Consider the following 18697-nt stretch of genomic DNA (forward strand, 5'->3'; position numbering starts at 1 on the left):
CGGGGAACCGATGTTTCAGATGGCGGCGACGGCGTCTTGCAGCAGAGATCGCACCTGTCCGGCGACTGTCTTGAGATGCGGGTTGTCGATCGCCTGCATCGAGGCGACGGGATCGATGGCGCTGACCATTATGGTCCCGTCCTCCAGCGATCGCACGATCACATTGCAGGGCAGCATGGCTCCGACCCTGGGTTCCATCTTCATCGCCTCGAGCGCCATTTTCGGATTGCAGGCGCCGAGAATGAGATAGTCTGCCACATCGACGTCGAGCTTCTTCTTCATGGTCGCTCGCACATCAATTTCGGCCAGCACACCGAACCCCTTCGTCGAAAGGGCGTCCTTGGTGGCCGCGACCACAGCGTCAAATGGCATGCCTTTGATTGTCTTGTCGAGTGTATAGGTCATGATCTCACTCCCTCGCGATCGGCGACTACCGGTCCCATTGCCGGTGTGGGACCCACACAGAGGCATAGCCTCTAAGCGATACGCACCACCTAGACGGCGGTTCCGACCAGCGCGCCAATCCCTGCCGTCAGCGCCATGGCAAAGGCACCCCAGAAGGTGACGCGGATTGTGGCCTTCAGCACGTCTGCCCCGCCAGCCTTGGCGCCTATGGCTCCAAGCAGCGCGAGAAACAGCAGTGACGCGGCAGAGACAAGCGACACGAGCTGGTTGGCGGGCGCCAGCCACACCATGGCAAGCGGCATCATGGCGCCGACAGCAAAGGTCAGCGCCGATGTCAGGGCAGCCATGATCGGTCGGGCGGTGGTGATCTCGGAAATGCCGAGTTCTTCGCGGGCATGCGCTTCGAGCGCATCCTTCTGCATCAATTGCTCGGCCACCCTTCTGGCCAGATCGATATCGACACCGCGCTTGACATATAGCTGTGCAAGCTCTTCGCGCTCCAGATCGGGTTGGCTCTCAAGCTCCAGCCGTTCGCGGGTGAGATCGGCCTGTTCGGTGTCGGCCTGGGAGCTCACCGAAACATATTCGCCCGCCGCCATGGACATGGCTCCGGCCACCAGTCCGGCGATGCCGGCGATCAGGATCTCGGAACTCCCCGCCGCAGAGGCTGCCACTCCGACGATCAGGCTTGCGGTCGATACGATGCCGTCATTGGCACCGAGAACGGCAGCCCGCAGCCATCCGATCCGGGAAACGAGATGCGTTTCGCTGTGAAGGCGCCTCATGAGGCCCTCCGGATCACGCCATCGAGGCTGGCCGCGAGAGCCACGGTGTTGGAGATCGTGCCGTATTTGCGGACGTTCTTGTGCAGGAGTTCGAGCCGCTGGTCGGTCTCGTCGGTATCGATCACGAGTTCGTAGTCGACGGAGACGATACGCGGCGGATCATCCTGCCGGACGGCGTGAAGCATCACCTCCACACCATCGAGGGAGAAATCGAGGAGAGGCAGGACACGCTCGATCCCCTTGATCATGCAGGCGGCAATCGACGCCAGCAACAGTTCGGCCGGATTGAAGGCGTCGACCGGACCGGTAAGTCCGGTGGCAAGCCTGACCTCTGCCTTCTCTGTGCGCGCCACGCTCTGCCTGGGATCGATCCGTCTTGCCGAGACCCTGTATTCAAGCATCGCAAGTCCTCCTCATGTGATCCTCCTGGAGGTTCACGAGATGCACCGTATCATCAGGCCCCATGCCGGACTTGATCGACATCAAGACAAGGGAAGACTGTCGAACACCAAGAGCAAGAGACTGGCCGCAAGGCCGGCATAGGGTATCCACATGGGACAGATGAAGACCTCCGGGGGCGGGGTAGACTCCCGCCACTTTATGCGGATCAGAGCGAGGTTCACGACTGCAAACAGAACCAGTGTGCCTTGCGATGTGAGCTTGGCGAGCCCCTCCAGCGGGAGTGCGGTCGAGAAAAACAGGATGAGCGTAACCCCGATGCCGGTCGCGACAAGCGGCGTGCCCGTCCTCCTGCTGACACGCCCCAGAACCCGCGGGAGGTTTCCCTGTTGCGCCAGACCGTAGATGACCCGTGCGATCATGATCATGTGGACGATGACGCCGTTGAGCGTTGCGACGATGGCGATCACGCTCAGACTGGATGGCGGCCAACCCGTCAACCGTTCGAAGACCATAGCGAGTGGTGCGTTGGAAGCGGCAAGTTCTGAAGGCGGGACGGCTATGATCGATACCCAGACGACCAGTCCGTAGATGACGGCGGTCAGGCCGAGGGTAAGGAACAGGGCAGCGGGCAGCGTGCGGCGCGGCGCCTTCATCTCTTCGGCAACGTTGACCAGGTGTTCGAAACCGATGAAGGCAAAGACTGCGATCATGGTTGTGCTTGCCACGCCCAGCCATCCCCCCAAATCGCCTCCGGGCCAGATCTCCGGCAGCCGCGTGAGCAAGCCCGTTCCGTTCCACACACCAGCCCCGACGATCAGCACCAGCCCTGCGACCTCAATCAGTGTCATGAGGCCCGCGAAGGTGACGGAGTGGATGGTTGCGAGACAGGAGACCAGCCCCATCAAGCTGACAACAGCGGCGATGATCCAAACTCTATCAAACGGAAGGAAGGTCTGCAGATATCCGGCACTGCCCGAACTGATCGTTGAGGCGGAAATCACTGCGGTGATGATCACCAGAAGGCCGGTGGCAAGACTGAGCCAGCGGCGGTGAAAGGCTCGCTCGACATAGGCCGCTTCGCTGGCGCTTACCGGCATGCGTGTCCCGAGTTCGGCAAATGAACCCGCACTCAAGCCCATCACGATTGCGGCCAGCGCAAAGGCAAGCGGCGCATGCATTCCCGATCGACCAGCCGCGACCCCCACGAGTACATAAATGCCGGCGCCGATCGTGACACCCAGACCGTAAAGGACGGCGTGCACGAGACCGAGCCGTCTGAGGAGCTGGGCTGGCGCCGTTTGGGATTGATCGGAAGGCATGAGCTACTCTCCGGGAGGACTGAGGTCTGTTCGGTGTGTCGACGCCTTTCCTTCGCAGGCTCGACCTCACCCTACACCGCTTCCCGCGACAGTTGCTTGTTATTCGATGCAGGCCCCGAAAACGCCCGGGCCTACTGTGCCAAGGTCTTCAATCGCATGACAAACAGCACATGCCGATTGTTATGGCCAAAGGGAACAACGAGGCGTAGTGTTTTTGGCGTCCGGGCTTGGGATCGATGGGATCGTCCGCTCTGCGATGGAGGGATAGCCGATGCAGCAATTCGGAGACCCGAGTGACGCGAACAGGCTAGCACTAGCCATCGTTGAAAGCATACCGGAACCCTTCGTCGTTCTCGATAGTCATTTGCGGCTGGTCGCCGCAAACAGCGCCTTCTTCGAAACCTTCGAGATCGATCCGGGACGTTCACATGGGATCAGCCTGTTTGATCTGGATGAGCGGCAATGGGACATTCCCCTGCTTCGCAAGCGTCTTGCTGCAGCGATCCCGGACCACCCGGAGATATCCGCCTTCGAGTTTGACAGGGACGTCGCCAGGATCGGACGCCGCACGCTGCTGATGTCGGCGCGAACCGTCGATTATGGCGGATCCTCTGCCCCCAACACGCTGCTTGCGTTTCGCGACATCACCGAAGCAAGGCGGGCGGAAGCTGAGAAACAGGCTCTTTTGGACCGCACCGAGGAATTGCTCGCCCAGCAACGCGTTCTCTTCCAGGAAATGCAGCACCGGGTGGCCAACAGCCTGCAGATCATCGCCAGCATTCTGATGCTGAAGGCACGCGCCGTGACGTCCGCGGAAAGCCGTCGTCATCTCGAAGACGCCCACCAGCGCGTGATGTCGGTCGCCACGGTGCAGAACTATCTGCATCTGACGGATGGCGTCGACGAAATCGAGGTCTCAGCCTATCTGCAGAAGCTCTGTTATGGCCTGGCGAAGTCCATCATTGTGGACAGTCGGCCGATTGTCATCGACCTCCACGCCACCGTAAGCACGATCCCGTCTCGCAATGCCGTCAGCATCGGTCTGATCGTGACCGAACTCGTCATCAACGCCATCAAATATGCCTTCGCGGTGTCCACGGGGTCCGAACGGGTTCTCGTTAGCTATGAGACACGCGACACTGACTGGCGGCTGGTAGTCGCGGATAACGGTGTCGGTCGCAGCGTGACGGAGAAGCCGGCTGAGCCCGGATCTGGTCTCGGATCCCTGATCATCGAGGCTCTGGCGAAACAGCTCGATGCGCGGGTCGAGATTGCATCCAGCGATAAGGGCATGAGTGTCACTGTAGCTCATGCGACGTTCCATTCGAGCACGAGCACCGCAGCCTGAGGCTTTGTCTGCTGGACGGGTGGGGGACGCTGACAACCTCCTCCATCCTCAAAGCCTGTATGGATCGGAACGTCGACGCGCCTCAGCCGTTGCGATCAAGAGACTGTTTGGCGACATTTCAGAAAGACGGTGACATGAAGATCCGCGCAGGGTTTTACATTGAATACGATTGTCAGAACGAGACGCCCATGTTGCTCGTCCTGAAAATTCACCCATCGCGTGAACGGGATCTCTGCACCGAACAAAACCTCTCCTTCAGCCGACCGATTTCCCATCGAGACTATCTCGATGCCTATGGCAACGCCTGTAGCCGGATTCTGGCACCTCCCGGCAGGACGATGATCTCGACCGAGTTCGAGGTGAGCGACAGCGGGCTGCCGGAGTTTCTACCCGAGCAGTCCGTGCAACTCCCGATCCAGGATCTGCCCGATGACGTGCTGGTCTTCCTGCTGGGCAGTCGCTATTGCGACACCGATCGTCTGGCCGATTTTGCCTGGAAGCAGTTTTCCGCAACACCACTCGGCTGGCCGCGGGTCAAGGCCATCCTCGATTTCGTTCATGGCCACCTTGCTTTTGACTATGACCGGGCCGACCCGATGCGCACGGCCCATGGCGGCTTCATGGACCGGACGGGCGTGTGCCGCGATTTCGCGCATCTGACCATCACGCTCTGCCGATGCCTGAACATCCCAGCCCGCTATTGCACAGGTTATCTCGGAGATATCGGCGTGCCGAAGGATCCGCATCCCATGGATTTCAGTGCCTGGTGCGAGGTCTATCTCGGCGGTCGCTGGTGGACCGTCGATGCGCGCCACAATGTCCCGCGTATCGGGCGCATCCTGATGGCGAGGGGACGCGATGCCACGGATGTCGCGCTCTCGACAGCCTTCGGTCCGGCAACGCTGACGCATTTCGAAGTCGTCACGGAAGACGTCGACTGACGGCCATCAGGCCCTGGCGCGATGAACAAAGACCTCGACCCATCGCAATGGCGGAGGGCCGAGCCGACGAGAGGAAGGTGCCAAATGACAATCCAGCGAGCAAGCTTCTATGTCCTCCTTCTCATCATCACGAGCGCCTTCGTGTGGCTTCTCATCCCCTACTACACAGCGGTGTTATGGGCCGTCATCCTGGCGATCCTTTTCTTCCCCGTTCACAAGCGGCTGGAGCGCTGGCTGGGTGGTCGCCCAACGGGCGCGGCATTGCTGACGCTGCTCCTTTGCATCTGCCTCGTCATCCTGCCGGCTCTCGGTATCCTGGCATCCCTTATTCAGGAAGGGACGAGCCTCTATCAGCGCATCAGCAGCAATGAAATCGACCTCAATGCCCATCTTCTGCGTTTGCAGGCGGTGCTTCCGGAATTTGTAAGCAACTGGTTGACGTCGCTGAAGCTTGATGGCTTTGCCGAGTTGTGGGCACGGCTCTCGTCCGGACTGATGGAGGCGGGCCAGTCAATTGCAGGCGGTCTGTTGAGCTTCGGGCAGAACACGCTGCAATTCTTCATCAGCATGGGGCTCATGCTCTATCTTCTGTTCTTTCTGTTTCGGGATGGCGCGTCCCTTGGAAAGACTTTGCGCCACTCCATTCCGCTAAGCGACGACTACACGCGACAGTTCGTCGAGAAGTTCGCGGCGGTTGTCCGCGCCACGGTCCGCGGTAATGTGATCATCGCAATCATCCAGGGCATCATCGGAGGCGTAACCTTTTGGGCCTTGGGCATAGAAGCGGCCCTGCTCTGGGGCGTCGTGATGACTTTTCTGTCGATGCTGCCGGCCATTGGCGCAGCAATCGTCTGGGTGCCCGCAGCCATCTGGCTCTTCCTGGTCGGTGCCTGGGTCAAAGGAATAATCATGGTGGTGGTCGGAGCCTTCATCATCGGCTTGATCGATAATATCCTCAGACCGCCCCTCGTCGGTCAAGGTGCAAGGCTACCCGACTATGTCGTTCTGATTTCGACCGTCGGTGGCATATCGCTCTTTGGCCTGAGTGGCTTTGTAATTGGCCCCCTGATTGCAGCACTCTTCATTTCCGCGTGGTCCTTGTTCATCAAACAACAGGATCAGCGGGCGGAGGTTCAAGACCACCCGATGGATCCGGGAAAAAAGGGCGGGAATAAGTTTTCGCAATAAAACACAGCGCCACCCTGACAGTCGTCGAGCATGGCAGGTCTCATCAACCTGCAAATGCGTCATGGCCGCATCTTTTCGCTGTTTGCGGGGTGCTCTTGCAATTTCTGATTTGCACACCACTTTGATATCAATGGCAGCCACTTTACGGGCGCTGTCATTTTACGGGCGGCACGCACCCGAGCCCCAGCAAAGGAGGACGATATGTCTTCCGACGGCAATCCTCTTCCGCTTGGCAATACAGATATCGGCATCATCAAAGACGTTCTTCGCTACACTGGGTTTCAATACCAGGAGCCGATGTGTGAACTGGACCGCAATGCGGCCAGATACGCGCTCGAACTCTATCAGAATGGAACGAGGGAGCCGGATGTTCTGATCGAGGCGGTCAGCACATGGGCAGAACGTCTCTCTGAGCGTCGCGATCAAGCGACAGCCATGGAGGTTGGCGTATGAGCCTCTCGTTTGCGAATAGGACACGGACTTACGACGAGCGCCGCGGTGTCATCAGGTTTGTCGGCCACGACGGATTAAAGCAGGTCGTCTTCCTTTTGTCGGTAGGGCTCTTCGAGCAGGACAGCTCTCACTGGAGCCTGCGGGAGCAGGGCTATCTGATGGCCTTCGATCGGTGCCACAGCCGGATCCTGGAGATCGCGCAGGCTCTGTATCGGAAGAAAAACCGCTCGATGATCGAAATGGACGCGAACGCTGTCGGTTCTTCACTGCGGTTCGCGAACTGACTGGTTACCCATCCCCGTTTCAGTGCAATCCAAATGAGGAGATGACAATATGACACTCGTAGCCCTTGTTTCCGTCAACGCGGCGGAGGCCCATGAACGTCCTTTAGGACGTTTGTTCGCTTTGCCATGGTAGGTCGGCTCACGTCACATGCCGCTGAGACGCAAGCAGAGCAGCGGACCTTACGATCCCTCCTCAAGCGTTCCGACTATGCGACTTCTGATCTTGAAGCCCTGGTGGGGCCCGAAGGCGCACGTGAGCAACGGATAATCGCACAGATCAACGACGGCATGATCATGGCCGATGGCTACCCCGCTTCCAAGCGACAGATGGTTCTTGCAGAGCGCGCTGCGCTTTCTCGCTGGGAAGATGAGGGCGGCAGTTCCTCCACCTCCGGAACCGCTCAAAAGCAGGTGCTGGAGGGTGGCGACGATGGCGAAGGGTAATGACATCGTGGTTCTGGCCGATGTCAGGTCGAGACGAACTGCAGCTCGACCGATGCACACGGCAATGGTCGAGATCAAACCGATAGGTCCGCGCAAGACGTGCAAGGTCCTCATGTTCTCGGGCCGGACCAGGATGACTTCGGCAATCAAGCCGTAACACTCATCGGCTCTTGTGATGCCCCAAAATCGCAAGGTCACCAAAGGGATTGGAACATCAGATGTTCACGCGAACGAAAAAGAGAACCGTACAATTCAAGGCACCCTTCACGCTCACGGGGCTTCAGGGCGTGTACCCGGCGGGTCAGTACGATGTCTTGGACGACGAGGAGCAGATCACCGGGATCTCATGGCTCGCCTATCGGCGCGTCTCCACCATGATCGAAGTGGCCTCAGGCAACAAGAAGAGCTTGGTTGAAATAGATCCATCGGAACTCGATGCCGCCCTGGAAAAAGACAAGCTGCTCGCAGTGCAGGGACTGTGATTGGGAAGCGATCATCGACCCGTCAGTCCTGCAGTCCCGCCCATGTCGAGCGAACCCTCAAAAAGGAGAAACAGCATGCCTTCTCATCGCTTTACCATCGGCCAGATGGTCCGCCTCGTCACGACCAAGGGGCTGTCTCCTGCCGCCGCAGTCACCTACACCGTCGAGGCCCCAATGCCCGCCTATCAGAACAGCCCGCAATACCGGCTGTGGAATACTGAACTTCAACAGGGACGAGTTGCCCTGGAACGGGAACTTGAAGCGGTACAACCCCGATGAACTCTGATGCCCTGACCGTTTGCGGCAACCAGCTTGCCATTGTGCCTTGAAGGGGAACGTCCATGCCCAAGCCAGCGCGTATCGCCTTCATCGGCAACTCTCCCCCGCGTCAGTGTGGCATTGCCACATTTACGATTGATCTGTCGCACGCCATGACCGAAAGCGCCGCCGGTGTCAGTGCCAGCATCATCGCCATCACGGACGAGCAGCAGAGTTACGCCTATCCGCCCGACGTGATCTTCGAGATCCGGGAGCCCGAACCTGAAGATTATGTGACCGCAGCGAGGATCCTGAACGAAGGACGTTTCGACGCTGTTTCCCTTCAGCACGAATTCGGTATCTTTGGTGGGCCTGACGGTGAGTTTATCCTGACACTCCTGTCGCATCTGCGGGTGCCAGTCGTCACAACCTGCCATACGATCCTTGCTGATCCGACACCTTCGCAGCACCGCGTGCTGAAAAAGGTCGCCGCGTACTCAAATCGTATTGTCGTTATGGCGGAGCGCGGACGTCTCTTGCTCACGGAGGTCTATGGGGTTGCGCCAGAGAAGATAGACGTCATCGCACACGGCATTCCCGATCGCCCCTTTCATGACCCGGAATTGGCCAAAGTCGAACGAGGCTACGCGGGACGACCGATCATCCTGACATTTGGCCTGCTCTCTCCGAACAAGGGGATCGAGGTGGTGATTGATGCCATGCCCGCGATCCTGGAGCAGACCCCTCGCGCGCTCTACATCGTGCTTGGGGCCACCCATCCGACATTGCTACGCAAGCAGGGCGACACCTATCGAGACAGCCTGCGGCATCGCGCGGAAAAGCTCGGGGTCGACCACGCCGTGCAATTCCTCAACCAATTTGTAGACCTGCCAACACTGCTCGACTTTATCGCCATGTGCGACGTTTACGTGACGCCTTATCTCGACGAAGCGCAGATGACGTCTGGAACGCTTGCCTACAGCTTCGGCATGGGCAGCGCAGTCGTATCGACCCCCTACTGGCACGCCCTGGAACTTCTGACCGATGCACGCGGCGTTCTCGTTCCATTTGGCGACGCATCGACGACTGGCAAGGCGATAGCCGCCCTCCTCGGAGACGATGAGCGTCGTATGGCCATGCGCCACCTCGCCTACGATGCGGGACGTTCGATGATCTGGTCCCATGTGGCCACACTCTATCTCGAGAGCATGGCAAAGGCGCGCGAATCCTTTCGGCCGAAGCTCGTCAGTGACCTCGTCTCCTTGCGGATCAAGCGGCCGGCGCAGCGAGCGGCGTTGAAACTCGGTCATTTCCACGCCATGTGTGACGATACCGGCATTATTCAACATGCCGTCTTTTCTGTGCCAGACAGGTCTCACGGTTACTGCGTGGACGACAATGCGCGGGCGCTGCTTCTATCGTCTCTGCTGTCGAAAGCTGCTGAGATTGGAATTCCCGATCGGATGACAGTGTCATTCGCAGCCTTTGTCGAACATGCGTGGAATCCGGATACGGGCCGTTTTCGCAACTTCATGAGCTTTGACCGCCGCTGGCTTGAGGACGAGGGATCCGAAGACAGCCACGGGAGGACGCTCTGGGCCTTGGGCTGCTGTGCGCTCAACGACACCAATGCGCCTCGTCGCCGCTGGGCGAGTACGCTCTTTGCGAAGGCCATGTCCGTCACGATCGATTTTCGCTCTCCCCGAGCCTGGGCTTTCACGCTCCTTGGATTGAACGACTACTGCACGGCCAATCCCCACGATCCCCACGCACGTATGCTGCGTGTTCGGCACGCCGAAAATCTGATGGATCTGGAACGGCGTGTGTCGAAGAATGGACGCCGCTGGTTCGAGGAGGGACTGTCCTACGAAAACGCGCGACTGAGCCAGGCTTTGATTGTCACGGGCCTGTCGACCAAGGTGTCAGCCTATCTCGAAACGGGTTTGGCGACCCTGCAATGGTTGATGGGTCAGCAGACTGCAGAAGCTGGTCATTTTCGGGCCATAGGCACGGACGGCTTCTTCGAAATCGGTGAACCACCGAAGCCATTTGATCAGCAGCCCGTGGAGGCAACGGCAACGATATCGGCATGTCTTGCCGCGTACGAAGCCACCTCCGACAAGCACTGGATCGAGGTTGCCAACAGAACCTTCAATTGGTTCACGGGCAGCAACGATCATGGGATCTCGCTTGTCGATCCGGAAACGGGGAGTTGCCGCGACGGCCTGCATGCAGACCGCCCCAATGAAAATCGCGGCGCTGAATCCGTACTTTGTTACCTGATCTCCTCAATCGAGATCGGGAGAGTTAATCAGGCACACGCGCCTGTGCCTCCCAAGGTCGTGTTCCGGCAACTCTCATGAGCCGGATCACCCCTCATCCAGACAGAACAGGTTCCCTTTTGCCCCAAGACAGCCTTCTGAACCGGCAGGCTCTGTATCTCCGGCCGGACCCGACACGCGTGATCGTGCGCCCATTCAAGCCATCAACCGAGCCGCGCCACCTCAATCCACGTGACAAGAGCAGGGCGAATGAGATCGTCGATCGCGTGCTGTCGCTGGATCCGGTCGCCACGGCCCAGCAGTTGCGCGATATCCTCGCCAATTTCGACGGACGACACCGCAACCTGTTGCGCCAGTTCGAGCTGCGGGCGGATGCGATGGAAGACGCATTCCATCATCACCAGCAGTTCAGCCAGCAACAGAGGCAGTTGGTCGGGGCCTATTTCATGAACGAGTATTCGTTCGAATCCGCCGCCCTATTCAATCCCAGCATCGTTGCGCATCCAGATCAGTCTGGTATCGTTGAGGGCAGCAGGCGGGTGATCCTAAGTCTGAGGGCGGTCGGAGAGGGCCACATCTCCTCGCTAACCTTCCGCTCGGGTGTGCTTGATCCGAATGGTGCTTTGGCCATCGATCCTCCGACACGGTTGGCTGGGCTGCCGGACATTCATGCCCATGATGGATTAGCGCCCGCCGGATGTATCGGGCTCAGCTTCAACCGTGACAGCGACCTCAGCGAGCGCGTGGTCTTCCCGGTCACCGAGGCCCAATCCAACGGCATTGAGGATGCCCGTTTCGTGGCTTTTGAAGACGATGGTCAGACGATCTATTTTGCCACCTATACGGCTTATAGCGGCTCTTCAATCCGCTCGGAACTCCTTGAGACGAAAGACTTTGCGACCTTTACCCTGACCCCTTTGCGAGGCCCTGCTGCCCGCAACAAAGGCATGGCGCTCTTTCCTCGGCGGATCAACGGTCGCTACGCGATGATTGCCCGGCAAGACAGCGAAAACCTCTTCCTCCTCTATTCCGACGATCTTCACTATTGGGAGGAGGGCCAGATGCTGATGAAGCCGGAATTTGCCTGGCAGTTCGTACAAATCGGAAACTGCGGCTCGCCAGTCGAAATCGATGAGGGCTGGCTCCTGTTCACCCACGGGGTGGGGCCGATGCGACGCTACGCGATCGGGGTGACCTTGCTCGACAAGCAGGACCCCAGCATCATTCTCTCGCGGACGGTCGACCCCTTGCTGCAGCCGGACCCGACGGAGCGGGAAGGCTATGTGCCGAATGTTGTCTATTCCTGCGGAGCCATGCGACACGGCGACCTGATCGCCCTGCCTTATGCTGTGTCGGACACCTATTCCAACTTCACGACGATCAAGATCCGGGAGCTTCTGGAAACGATGCGTCCCATCGGGGCGAGTTCATGATGACGAACCGTACCGGAAGGCGACCACGAGGACTTCCGTTGTGAGCCTGTCGCTTCTCAAATCACATTTCCTTCAGGTGATTTTGCCGACTTGGGCCGTCGTGGGCTATGACGAGCGCTGCGGTCAGTTTGTCGAGCATCTGGAACTCGATGGATCAGCCCAGGCATCCGGAGAGGTTAGGACGAGAACGGTGGCACGGCAGATCTACGTGCATGCGCATGCGGCCCATCTCGGTGTTGCACCGCCCGCTTCTCTTCAAATGGCTGAGGCGGCCTTTGCCAATCTGCACCGCGTCGCCTGGATTGGCGGTAGGCGTGGCGGTTACGCTCGAGCCTTCAACCGCCATACCGAAATCATCACCGACCCCATCCGCGACCTCTATGACAGTTCCTGCATCCTGCTTGCCCTCTCATGGCTGCTGACGGCCACCGGCAAGGACATGTACCGTCATCATCTCGATCAGGCCTTCATCGCGATTGACCGGACATTGCAGGATCCTTTCGGCGGGTGGGCCGAAGACAGCGACGGAAGCCTGCCGCGCAGGCAGAACCCGCACATGCACTACCTCGAAGCGGCTCTGGCCCTATGCGAAAACAATCGGACATCTGATTACATGAGGGTGGAAGCTCAGGCCTTCGCACTCTTGCGCTCGCATTTCCTGGTTGGACAAAAAGCGCCGCTTCACGAGTTCTTCGGGCCGCAATGGGAACTCGCGTCCCAATACGGATCGGATCGGCTGGAACCGGGTCACATGTGCGAATGGGTGTGGCTGACGACACGCCATGACAGTCTGGCCGGCAGCGACCACGCCAAGATCTGCCTCGACCTCTTCTCGACCGCTCTGGCGATCGGGCGTATTGAGGGTTCACCCTTCCTGGTCGATGCCGTTTCGGCGGTCAGGCCCATCCTGCCTTCGCGAAGGCTCTGGCCTCAGGTGGAGATGCTGAAGGCGCTCTTGTCACTCTACGAGCGTTCCGGTTTTCAAGGATATCTTGTCGAGGCAGACGACCTGGCTGCTGCCATTCTGGGCGCTTACATGACCGGAGCGCCTCCCGGTTGCTGGCATGATCGCCTGGACACGAATGACATGCCGATTTCCGAGACCATCCCCGCAAGCTCGCTCTATCACCTCTGGACTGCCGTTGCGGATCTGGTCGCAGATAGCCGGCACGCCCGCTCCTGTCTGCAAGTCACGTATCCATGACGACTGGGACAAAGGGAAACAGTCTGTCCTGATTTCAAGCTTCGAGGCTAAAAGCGGACGATAGGTTTGCTGCCCCATGGTAGACTTTAACTGCTTCGAGGTTGGAGGCTGGGATGGTGAAGGGTTTCGGCGTACGAAAGCCTCTCATGCAGGAACCCGCGGTCGGCATTCTCTGAGCTATGGGGTTTTCTGGATTGTCGCGTCCAGCGGGTGGCCAATCGCAGCAACAGTTGCCGACTCCGGCATTTCGAGGGTGGCGCTTGCAGGTATAGTTCTCCGGGTTTTCGAAGTGAATGAGCGTACGTTTGCCGCGCTGAAGGCCGTCGCATCAAGACTTCACCTCACCGATTGCATCATGGCCTTTCGCGAAGGGGTCGGGCAAAATCCATCTGTCAGGCCCCTATGCGCTCTCGCGCCAAAGCTCACGGGACTGCGAGGTCCAACAGCTCACGTGCTTTCCATCACCACTAACGTCGCGGGTACATGGTCGCAATTCACGCCAGCCAAGCTGCTACAGCGTGATGGGTAGTCAGTCATGCCCGGATGAACTCATACTACAGTGGCAACTTGTCAACCCTTGATCTGCATCAAAGTGCGAACCACGCAACAGGTGTAGTCTTATATCATGGGGGAAGCCCATGCCGTCACTTATGACGTGCCCAAAGCCTACGATACTTCGTGAGGTTCGTTCCGTAGCCGGAACCCAGCTCGATATCTGCACTGTCTGTTCAGAGAAGGAATACGAGCATGAGCATTCAAACCGTGGACGTCGTCCGCGCGCAAAGTCCTGTTGCTTCAGCTAAACTCGGCCTGCTGCCTTTGGTGGCACTCGTTGTCGGCTCCATGATCGGCGGCGGCGTCTTCAGCCTGCCTCAAAACATCGCCAAGGGCGCGTCCCCGGCCGCCGTCATTATCGGATGGCTGATCACAGGTGTCGGCATGTTGGCGCTGGCTTTCGTCTATCAGGGCCTTGCGACGAGAAAGCCGGCGCTTGATGCGGGTCCCTATGCCTATGCCCGAGCCGGTTTCGGTGATTTCGTTGGCTTCAACAGTGCCTGGGGTTACTGGCTGAGTGCCTGGATCGGCAACGTATCCTATGTCGTGCTAATCTTCGGGGCGTTGAGCTATTTCTATCCTGCCTTTGGGGCCGAGGGGAACTCTGTTCAGGCGATCGTCGGTGCGTCGGTCCTGCTCTGGGCCACGCATGCGCTCATCCTGATGGGCATTCGGCAAGCTGCAATCATCAACGTGTTGACCACCATTGCTAAACTGGCACCAATCCTTCTCTTCATCGTGCTCGTGACAGTGGCCTTTCGTCTGCCGACTTTCACAATTGATCTCTGGGGCACTGGGACCCCGGAACTCGGCAGTATTTTGACACAGGTTAAGAGCACAATGCTGGTGACCCTCTGGGTCTTCATCGGCATTGAAGGGGCGAGCGTCTATTCCGCTCGCGCAGAGAAACGAGCCGATATCGGTCGTGCGACGATCCTCGGGTTTGTCATCGCCCTTTGCGCCTATCTCGCGGTCTCGCTCCTCTCCTTCGGCATTCTGACCCAGCCGGAACTCGCCGATCTGCCTGCTGCCGCCTCCATGGCCAACGTTATCGAGCAGTTCGCGGGCCCCTGGGCCTCAGTTGTAGTGCGGATCGGCCTTGTTGTGTCCGTCGCCGGCGCTTTCTTGAGCTGGACCCTCTTTGCAGCGGAAATCCCCTATCGTGCAGCGAAGGAAGGGATCCTGCCCGAGGTCTTTGCCATCGAAAACGGGAACGGTTCGCCATCCGGAGCACTCTGGATCACTAACCTGCTGGTTCAGGCATTTCTGGTCGTAACCTTCTTCGCGAATTCGACCTATCTGGCTCTCTTCTACATCGCGTCGACGGCAATCCTGGTGCCTTACGTGCTTTCGGGCGCGTATGCCCTCAAGCTCGCCCTACGCGGTGAAGGATACGGCCTAGGGGAGCGACGCGGACGCGACGTGTTCACGGGGGCTGTCGCCACAGTCTACGGCTGCTGGCTGATCTATGCGGCCGGTCCGCCATACCTCCTGATGTGCGCCATCCTCTATGTGCTGGGCATTCCCGTTTACTGGTGGGCAAAGGGCAAACATGCACGTGAAGCCTTCTCCGGCATGGAGGCTCTCCTTGCCGCTGGAATCATCCTCGCGGCTGCGGCTGCCGGATACTTGATGTGGGCGGGCGCAATCAGTGCTCTCTAGCGCGCTGTTCTGACGCAATTCCGTAGGCGAGACCGCCGACCACTGTCGCTGAAATTGCTCCAATGGCCATTGGCCGAGGAAGACGGTTATGAACAACTCCCTCCCGCTTGGCGTTCATTCCGAGACTGGCACCTTGCGCCAGGTATTGGTCTGTCGCCCCGGTCTCGCCCATCGGCGCCTCACGCCTTCCAACCGGGAGGAGTTACTGTTCGACGATGTCTTCTGGGTCAAGCAGGCGCAAAAAGATCATGATGTCTTTGCAGGCTTAATGCGCGAGCAGGGGATCGAGGTCCTCGACGTCAACACCTTGCTGGCTGAAGCGCTCGATGTTCCTGAAGCCCGAGCCTTTGTGCTCGACCATCGGATCGTGCCTGATCAGGTGGGCACGGGAATGACGGCTGAAGTGTGCACCTGGATGGAAGAACTGTCTGGGTTGAGGTTGGCTGAGCTCCTTCTGGGTGGACTGGCGGTGGACGATCTTCCGTTCAAACCAGAGGGTCTGTTCGGCAGCTATCTAGGTCATCACGGCTTCATTTTGCCGCCGCTGCCGAACGCCCTGTTCACCCGCGACAACTCCGCCTGGATCTATGGGGGCGTCGCGATCAATCCGATGTACTGGCCAGCCCGACGTCCGGAAACCCTTTTGACCACGGCTATCTACAGGTTCCACCCGAAGTTCGCCGGCAATGTTACGGTCCACTGGGGTGATCCGACTGAGGAGCACGGACTTGCAACGCTTGAGGGTGGCGATGTGATGCCGATTGGAAACCGTACGGTTCTTGTGGGCATGGGTGAGCGGTCTTCACCACAAGGGATTGGACAACTCGCCCAGGCGCTGTTTGCCAAAGAAGTTGTAGATCGCGTCCTTGCCTTTCGAATTCCGAAGTCGCGGGCGGCCATGCATCTGGACACTATCTTCACGCTCTGTGGTGGAGATGTCGTTACCACCTTCAAGGAGGTCGCCGATGAACTCGTCTGCTACGATATCCGACCTGGGGATGGCAACAAACCCTTGTCCTTTCGACAAGATCCCCGCCCGATTTTCGATATCGTGGCCGAGGTCCTCGGCTATCGGAACCTTCAGGTCGTCCCTACGGGTGGCACGACGGAAGAAGAGCGCGCCCGGGAGCAATGGAACGACGGCAACAATGTTCTGGCGCTCAGGCCTGGTGTCGTTGTCGGCTACGACCGTAATGACGACACCAATGCTGCGCTGAAAGCTGCGGGGATCGAGGTCCTTGCCATCCCTGGTGCAGAACTCGGTCGGGGACGTGGTGGCGGCCATTGCATGAGCTGCCCGACCATTCGTGATGCGATCTGATTTTAAGGAGCACGTTCATGGCCTTCAACCTGAAGAATCGCAGCCTGCTGACTTTGCGCGACTACACGCCGCGTGAAATCGGCTTCCTGATCAAGCTTGCCGCAGATCTCAAGACAGCGAAATACGCCGGGACCGAAATACCGAGATTACAGGGCAAGGACATAGCCCTTATCTTCGAGAAGGATTCGACACGAACGCGGGTCGGCTTCGAGGTCGCGGCCTATGACCAGGGTGCCCGCGTCACCTATCTCGGGCCGACGGGCAGCCATATCGGACACAAGGAATCGGTCAAGGACACAGCCCGCGTTCTTGGCCGGATCTATGATGCCATTGAATATCGGGGCTTCGGACAATCTATCGTCGAGGAACTCGCCAGATATTCCGGCGTGCCGGTCTATAACGGCCTGACAAACGAATTCCATCCCACCCAGATACTCGCTGATTTCCTGACGATGCAGGAATACGCCGAGAAACCGCTGCATCAGGTCGCCTTTGTCTTCATTGGCGATGCCGCCAACAACATGGGCGACAGCCTGCTGATCGGGGGCGCAAAGATGGGCATGGACATCAGGCTATGCGCACCGAAACCCTGCTGGCCTTCTGCTGAAATCCGCGAGGAGGCGAGCGCCATTGCGGCAGAAACCGGTGCTCGGATCATGATCACGGAGGATATCGGACGGGCCGTCGCGAATGTCGATTTCGTCTACACCGATGTCTGGGTGTCGATGGGCGAGGCAAAGGAGAAATGGGTGGAGCGTATCAAGCTCCTCACGTCCTATCAGGTCAATGCTGCCCTGATGGCGCGGACCGGAAATCCGCGCGTGCGCTTCATGCATTGCCTACCAGCCTTTCACAACACCGCCACGACTGTCGGCGCCGAAATCCACGAAGAATTCGGCCTTGATGCGATGGAAGTCACCGAAGAGGTTTTCGAAAGCCCAGCCTCGATCGTCTTCGATCAGGCGGAAAACCGGCTGCATACGATCAAAGCGGTTCTCGTCGCAACGCTAGGGGCATGAGAAATGTTAGTTGTAGCAGCGCTTGGCGGCAATGCCTTACTACGACGCGGTGAGGCTTTGACGGCCGAGGTGCAACGCACAAACATTCAGGTCGCGGCCCGTTCCCTTGCCGCAATCATTCAAGCCGGTCACAGGCTGGTGGTCACCCATGGAAACGGTCCACAGGTCGGTTTGCTCGCCCTGCAAGGGGCGGCCTACAAGCCGGACGAAGCCTATCCGCTCGATGTCCTCGGGGCAGAAACCGAAGGCATGATCGGATACATGATTGAGCAGGAGCTTGAGAATGCGCTCGAGCATTCCCAACCCGTTGCCACCCTCCTGACACAGGTCGTTGTTGATCCCAAGGACCCGGCCTTCAAGAAGCCCAGCAAATTTGTCGGGCCGGTATACGACAAGACTGAAGCCGAGAGCCGCGCCAAGGCGGCTGGATGGGCGATTGCCCGAGACGGAGACCGATGGCGTAGGGTCGTCTCATCACCACGGCCCGTCGAAATTCCCGATTGGAAAGTTCTGAAGCTCCTGCTCGATCAGGGCGTGATCGTGGTCTGCGCGGGCGGAGGTGGCATTCCGGTCGTGCGACGCGCGGATGGCAGCCTCTTCGGCATAGAGGCCGTCATCGACAAGGATGCGGCAAGCGCGCTACTTGCCCGGCAACTCCATGCCGACGCCTTGCTTCTCCTGACCGATGTCGAGGCGGTGTTTCAAGGCTATGGTCAGGCGGATGCTGTGGCCCTTTCAAGCCTAACACCACAGAAAGCGCGTAGTCTGGGTGCACCCTCAGGCTCCATGGGCCCAAAGCTTGCCGCCGCTGCCGAGTTTGCCGAAACCGGTGGCTTTGCGGGGATTGGTCGTCTGGCAGATGCCATCGCGATACTGGAAGCGCGTGCCGGGACCAAGATTGCGAGGGATTGA

Annotated in this window: 19 protein-coding genes; 15 read left to right on the forward strand and 4 right to left on the reverse strand. The window is 58.9% G+C overall.

What is annotated here, in order from left to right:
* Window positions 1–15 precede the first annotated feature (15 nt).
* The 4 genes from F3H41_RS20785 to F3H41_RS20800 form a co-directional block, all read right to left on the reverse strand.
* The gene (locus F3H41_RS20785; protein WP_149740667.1) at window positions 16–405 is read right to left on the reverse strand and encodes a DUF302 domain-containing protein; all 390 of its coding nucleotides are present in this window, start codon (window positions 403–405) and stop codon (window positions 16–18) included.
* 89 nt (window positions 406–494) lie between these two features.
* Window positions 495–1190 carry a VIT family protein gene (locus F3H41_RS20790; protein WP_149740668.1) on the reverse strand — a complete coding sequence of 232 codons (696 nt, stop codon included), beginning with the start codon at window positions 1188–1190 and terminating at the stop codon, window positions 495–497.
* On the reverse strand, window positions 1187–1591 hold the full coding sequence (locus F3H41_RS20795) for an OsmC family protein (protein WP_149740669.1): 405 nt from the start codon (window positions 1589–1591) through the stop codon (window positions 1187–1189). The genes F3H41_RS20790 and F3H41_RS20795 overlap by 4 nt, the downstream gene beginning before the upstream one ends.
* Before the next feature lie 81 nt (window positions 1592–1672).
* The gene (locus tag F3H41_RS20800) at window positions 1673–2911 is read right to left on the reverse strand and encodes an APC family permease (RefSeq protein WP_149740670.1); all 1239 of its coding nucleotides are present in this window, start codon (window positions 2909–2911) and stop codon (window positions 1673–1675) included.
* A gap of 271 nt (window positions 2912–3182) precedes the next feature.
* Here F3H41_RS20800 and F3H41_RS20805 point away from each other — a divergent pair, with 271 nt between their 5' ends.
* From F3H41_RS20805 to arcC, 15 genes are all read left to right on the forward strand, one after another.
* Window positions 3183–4259: a histidine kinase dimerization/phosphoacceptor domain -containing protein gene (locus F3H41_RS20805; RefSeq protein WP_149740671.1), complete on the forward strand. Its 1077-nt coding sequence runs from the start codon at window positions 3183–3185 to the stop codon at window positions 4257–4259.
* A 134-nt stretch (window positions 4260–4393) separates the two neighbouring features.
* The gene (locus tag F3H41_RS20810) at window positions 4394–5200 is read left to right on the forward strand and encodes a transglutaminase family protein (RefSeq protein WP_149740672.1); all 807 of its coding nucleotides are present in this window, start codon (window positions 4394–4396) and stop codon (window positions 5198–5200) included.
* Window positions 5201–5284: 84 nt separating this feature from the next.
* The gene (locus F3H41_RS20815) at window positions 5285–6388 is read left to right on the forward strand and encodes an AI-2E family transporter (RefSeq protein ID WP_149740673.1); all 1104 of its coding nucleotides are present in this window, start codon (window positions 5285–5287) and stop codon (window positions 6386–6388) included.
* A 201-nt stretch (window positions 6389–6589) separates the two neighbouring features.
* Entirely contained in the window at window positions 6590–6841 is a 252-nt protein-coding gene (locus tag F3H41_RS20820) for a hypothetical protein (RefSeq protein ID WP_149740674.1), read from the forward strand.
* Complete coding sequence (locus F3H41_RS20825; RefSeq protein ID WP_149740675.1) at window positions 6838–7125, forward strand: DUF1488 family protein; 288 nt, start codon at window positions 6838–6840, stop codon at window positions 7123–7125. The genes F3H41_RS20820 and F3H41_RS20825 overlap by 4 nt, the downstream gene beginning before the upstream one ends.
* A gap of 126 nt (window positions 7126–7251) precedes the next feature.
* A complete protein-coding gene (locus tag F3H41_RS20830; RefSeq protein WP_149740676.1) occupies window positions 7252–7569 on the forward strand; it encodes a hypothetical protein in 318 nt (105 codons plus the stop codon).
* A gap of 218 nt (window positions 7570–7787) precedes the next feature.
* Window positions 7788–8051 carry a hypothetical protein gene (locus tag F3H41_RS20835; RefSeq protein WP_149740677.1) on the forward strand — a complete coding sequence of 88 codons (264 nt, stop codon included), beginning with the start codon at window positions 7788–7790 and terminating at the stop codon, window positions 8049–8051.
* A 75-nt stretch (window positions 8052–8126) separates the two neighbouring features.
* Window positions 8127–8330: a hypothetical protein gene (locus F3H41_RS20840; protein ID WP_149740678.1), complete on the forward strand. Its 204-nt coding sequence runs from the start codon at window positions 8127–8129 to the stop codon at window positions 8328–8330.
* Between the two features lie 62 nt (window positions 8331–8392).
* Window positions 8393–10672 carry a glycosyltransferase family 4 protein gene (locus tag F3H41_RS20845; RefSeq protein ID WP_149740679.1) on the forward strand — a complete coding sequence of 760 codons (2280 nt, stop codon included), beginning with the start codon at window positions 8393–8395 and terminating at the stop codon, window positions 10670–10672.
* The gene (locus tag F3H41_RS20850; protein ID WP_244616303.1) at window positions 10669–12024 is read left to right on the forward strand and encodes a glycoside hydrolase family 130 protein; all 1356 of its coding nucleotides are present in this window, start codon (window positions 10669–10671) and stop codon (window positions 12022–12024) included. The genes F3H41_RS20845 and F3H41_RS20850 overlap by 4 nt, the downstream gene beginning before the upstream one ends.
* Before the next feature lie 40 nt (window positions 12025–12064).
* Window positions 12065–13228, forward strand: a complete 1164-nt coding sequence (locus tag F3H41_RS20855; protein ID WP_149740680.1) for an AGE family epimerase/isomerase — start codon at window positions 12065–12067, stop codon at window positions 13226–13228.
* 747 nt (window positions 13229–13975) lie between these two features.
* Window positions 13976–15445, forward strand: coding sequence for a basic amino acid/polyamine antiporter (locus F3H41_RS20860; RefSeq protein WP_149740681.1), 1470 nt, complete (start codon window positions 13976–13978; stop codon window positions 15443–15445).
* An 88-nt stretch (window positions 15446–15533) separates the two neighbouring features.
* Window positions 15534–16766: an arginine deiminase gene (locus F3H41_RS20865; protein ID WP_149740682.1), complete on the forward strand. Its 1233-nt coding sequence runs from the start codon at window positions 15534–15536 to the stop codon at window positions 16764–16766.
* A 17-nt stretch (window positions 16767–16783) separates the two neighbouring features.
* Window positions 16784–17785 (forward strand): ornithine carbamoyltransferase, encoded by a 1002-nt coding sequence (argF, locus tag F3H41_RS20870; RefSeq protein WP_149740683.1) that lies wholly within the window; start codon window positions 16784–16786, stop codon window positions 17783–17785.
* 3 nt (window positions 17786–17788) lie between these two features.
* Window positions 17789–18697 carry a carbamate kinase gene (arcC, locus tag F3H41_RS20875; RefSeq protein WP_149740684.1) on the forward strand — a complete coding sequence of 303 codons (909 nt, stop codon included), beginning with the start codon at window positions 17789–17791 and terminating at the stop codon, window positions 18695–18697.

This window comes from Rhizobium sp. RU20A (genome assembly GCF_900155885.1).
GTDB lineage: Bacteria > Pseudomonadota > Alphaproteobacteria > Rhizobiales > Rhizobiaceae > RU20A.

Bases quoted from the DNA above. Each gene is read 5' to 3' on its own strand.
- F3H41_RS20860 (WP_149740681.1), top strand. From the start codon at position 13,976: ATGAGCATTCAAACCGTGGACGTCGTCCGCGCGCAAAGTCCTGTTGCT.
- F3H41_RS20790 (WP_149740668.1), bottom strand. From the start codon at position 1,190: ATGAGGCGCCTTCACAGCGAAACGCATCTCGTTTCCCGGATCGGATGG.
- F3H41_RS20795 (WP_149740669.1), bottom strand. From the start codon at position 1,591: ATGCTTGAATACAGGGTCTCGGCAAGACGGATCGATCCCAGGCAGAGC.
- F3H41_RS20820 (WP_149740674.1), top strand. From the start codon at position 6,590: ATGTCTTCCGACGGCAATCCTCTTCCGCTTGGCAATACAGATATCGGC.
- F3H41_RS20825 (WP_149740675.1), top strand. From the start codon at position 6,838: ATGAGCCTCTCGTTTGCGAATAGGACACGGACTTACGACGAGCGCCGC.
- F3H41_RS20810 (WP_149740672.1), top strand. From the start codon at position 4,394: ATGAAGATCCGCGCAGGGTTTTACATTGAATACGATTGTCAGAACGAG.
- F3H41_RS20850 (WP_244616303.1), top strand. From the start codon at position 10,669: ATGAGCCGGATCACCCCTCATCCAGACAGAACAGGTTCCCTTTTGCCC.
- F3H41_RS20830 (WP_149740676.1), top strand. From the start codon at position 7,252: ATGGTAGGTCGGCTCACGTCACATGCCGCTGAGACGCAAGCAGAGCAG.
- F3H41_RS20865 (WP_149740682.1), top strand. From the start codon at position 15,534: ATGAACAACTCCCTCCCGCTTGGCGTTCATTCCGAGACTGGCACCTTG.
- arcC (WP_149740684.1), top strand. From the start codon at position 17,789: ATGTTAGTTGTAGCAGCGCTTGGCGGCAATGCCTTACTACGACGCGGT.
- F3H41_RS20845 (WP_149740679.1), top strand. From the start codon at position 8,393: ATGCCCAAGCCAGCGCGTATCGCCTTCATCGGCAACTCTCCCCCGCGT.
- F3H41_RS20835 (WP_149740677.1), top strand. From the start codon at position 7,788: ATGTTCACGCGAACGAAAAAGAGAACCGTACAATTCAAGGCACCCTTC.
- argF (WP_149740683.1), top strand. From the start codon at position 16,784: ATGGCCTTCAACCTGAAGAATCGCAGCCTGCTGACTTTGCGCGACTAC.
- F3H41_RS20815 (WP_149740673.1), top strand. From the start codon at position 5,285: ATGACAATCCAGCGAGCAAGCTTCTATGTCCTCCTTCTCATCATCACG.
- F3H41_RS20840 (WP_149740678.1), top strand. From the start codon at position 8,127: ATGCCTTCTCATCGCTTTACCATCGGCCAGATGGTCCGCCTCGTCACG.
- F3H41_RS20785 (WP_149740667.1), bottom strand. From the start codon at position 405: ATGACCTATACACTCGACAAGACAATCAAAGGCATGCCATTTGACGCT.
- F3H41_RS20800 (WP_149740670.1), bottom strand. From the start codon at position 2,911: ATGCCTTCCGATCAATCCCAAACGGCGCCAGCCCAGCTCCTCAGACGG.
- F3H41_RS20805 (WP_149740671.1), top strand. From the start codon at position 3,183: ATGCAGCAATTCGGAGACCCGAGTGACGCGAACAGGCTAGCACTAGCC.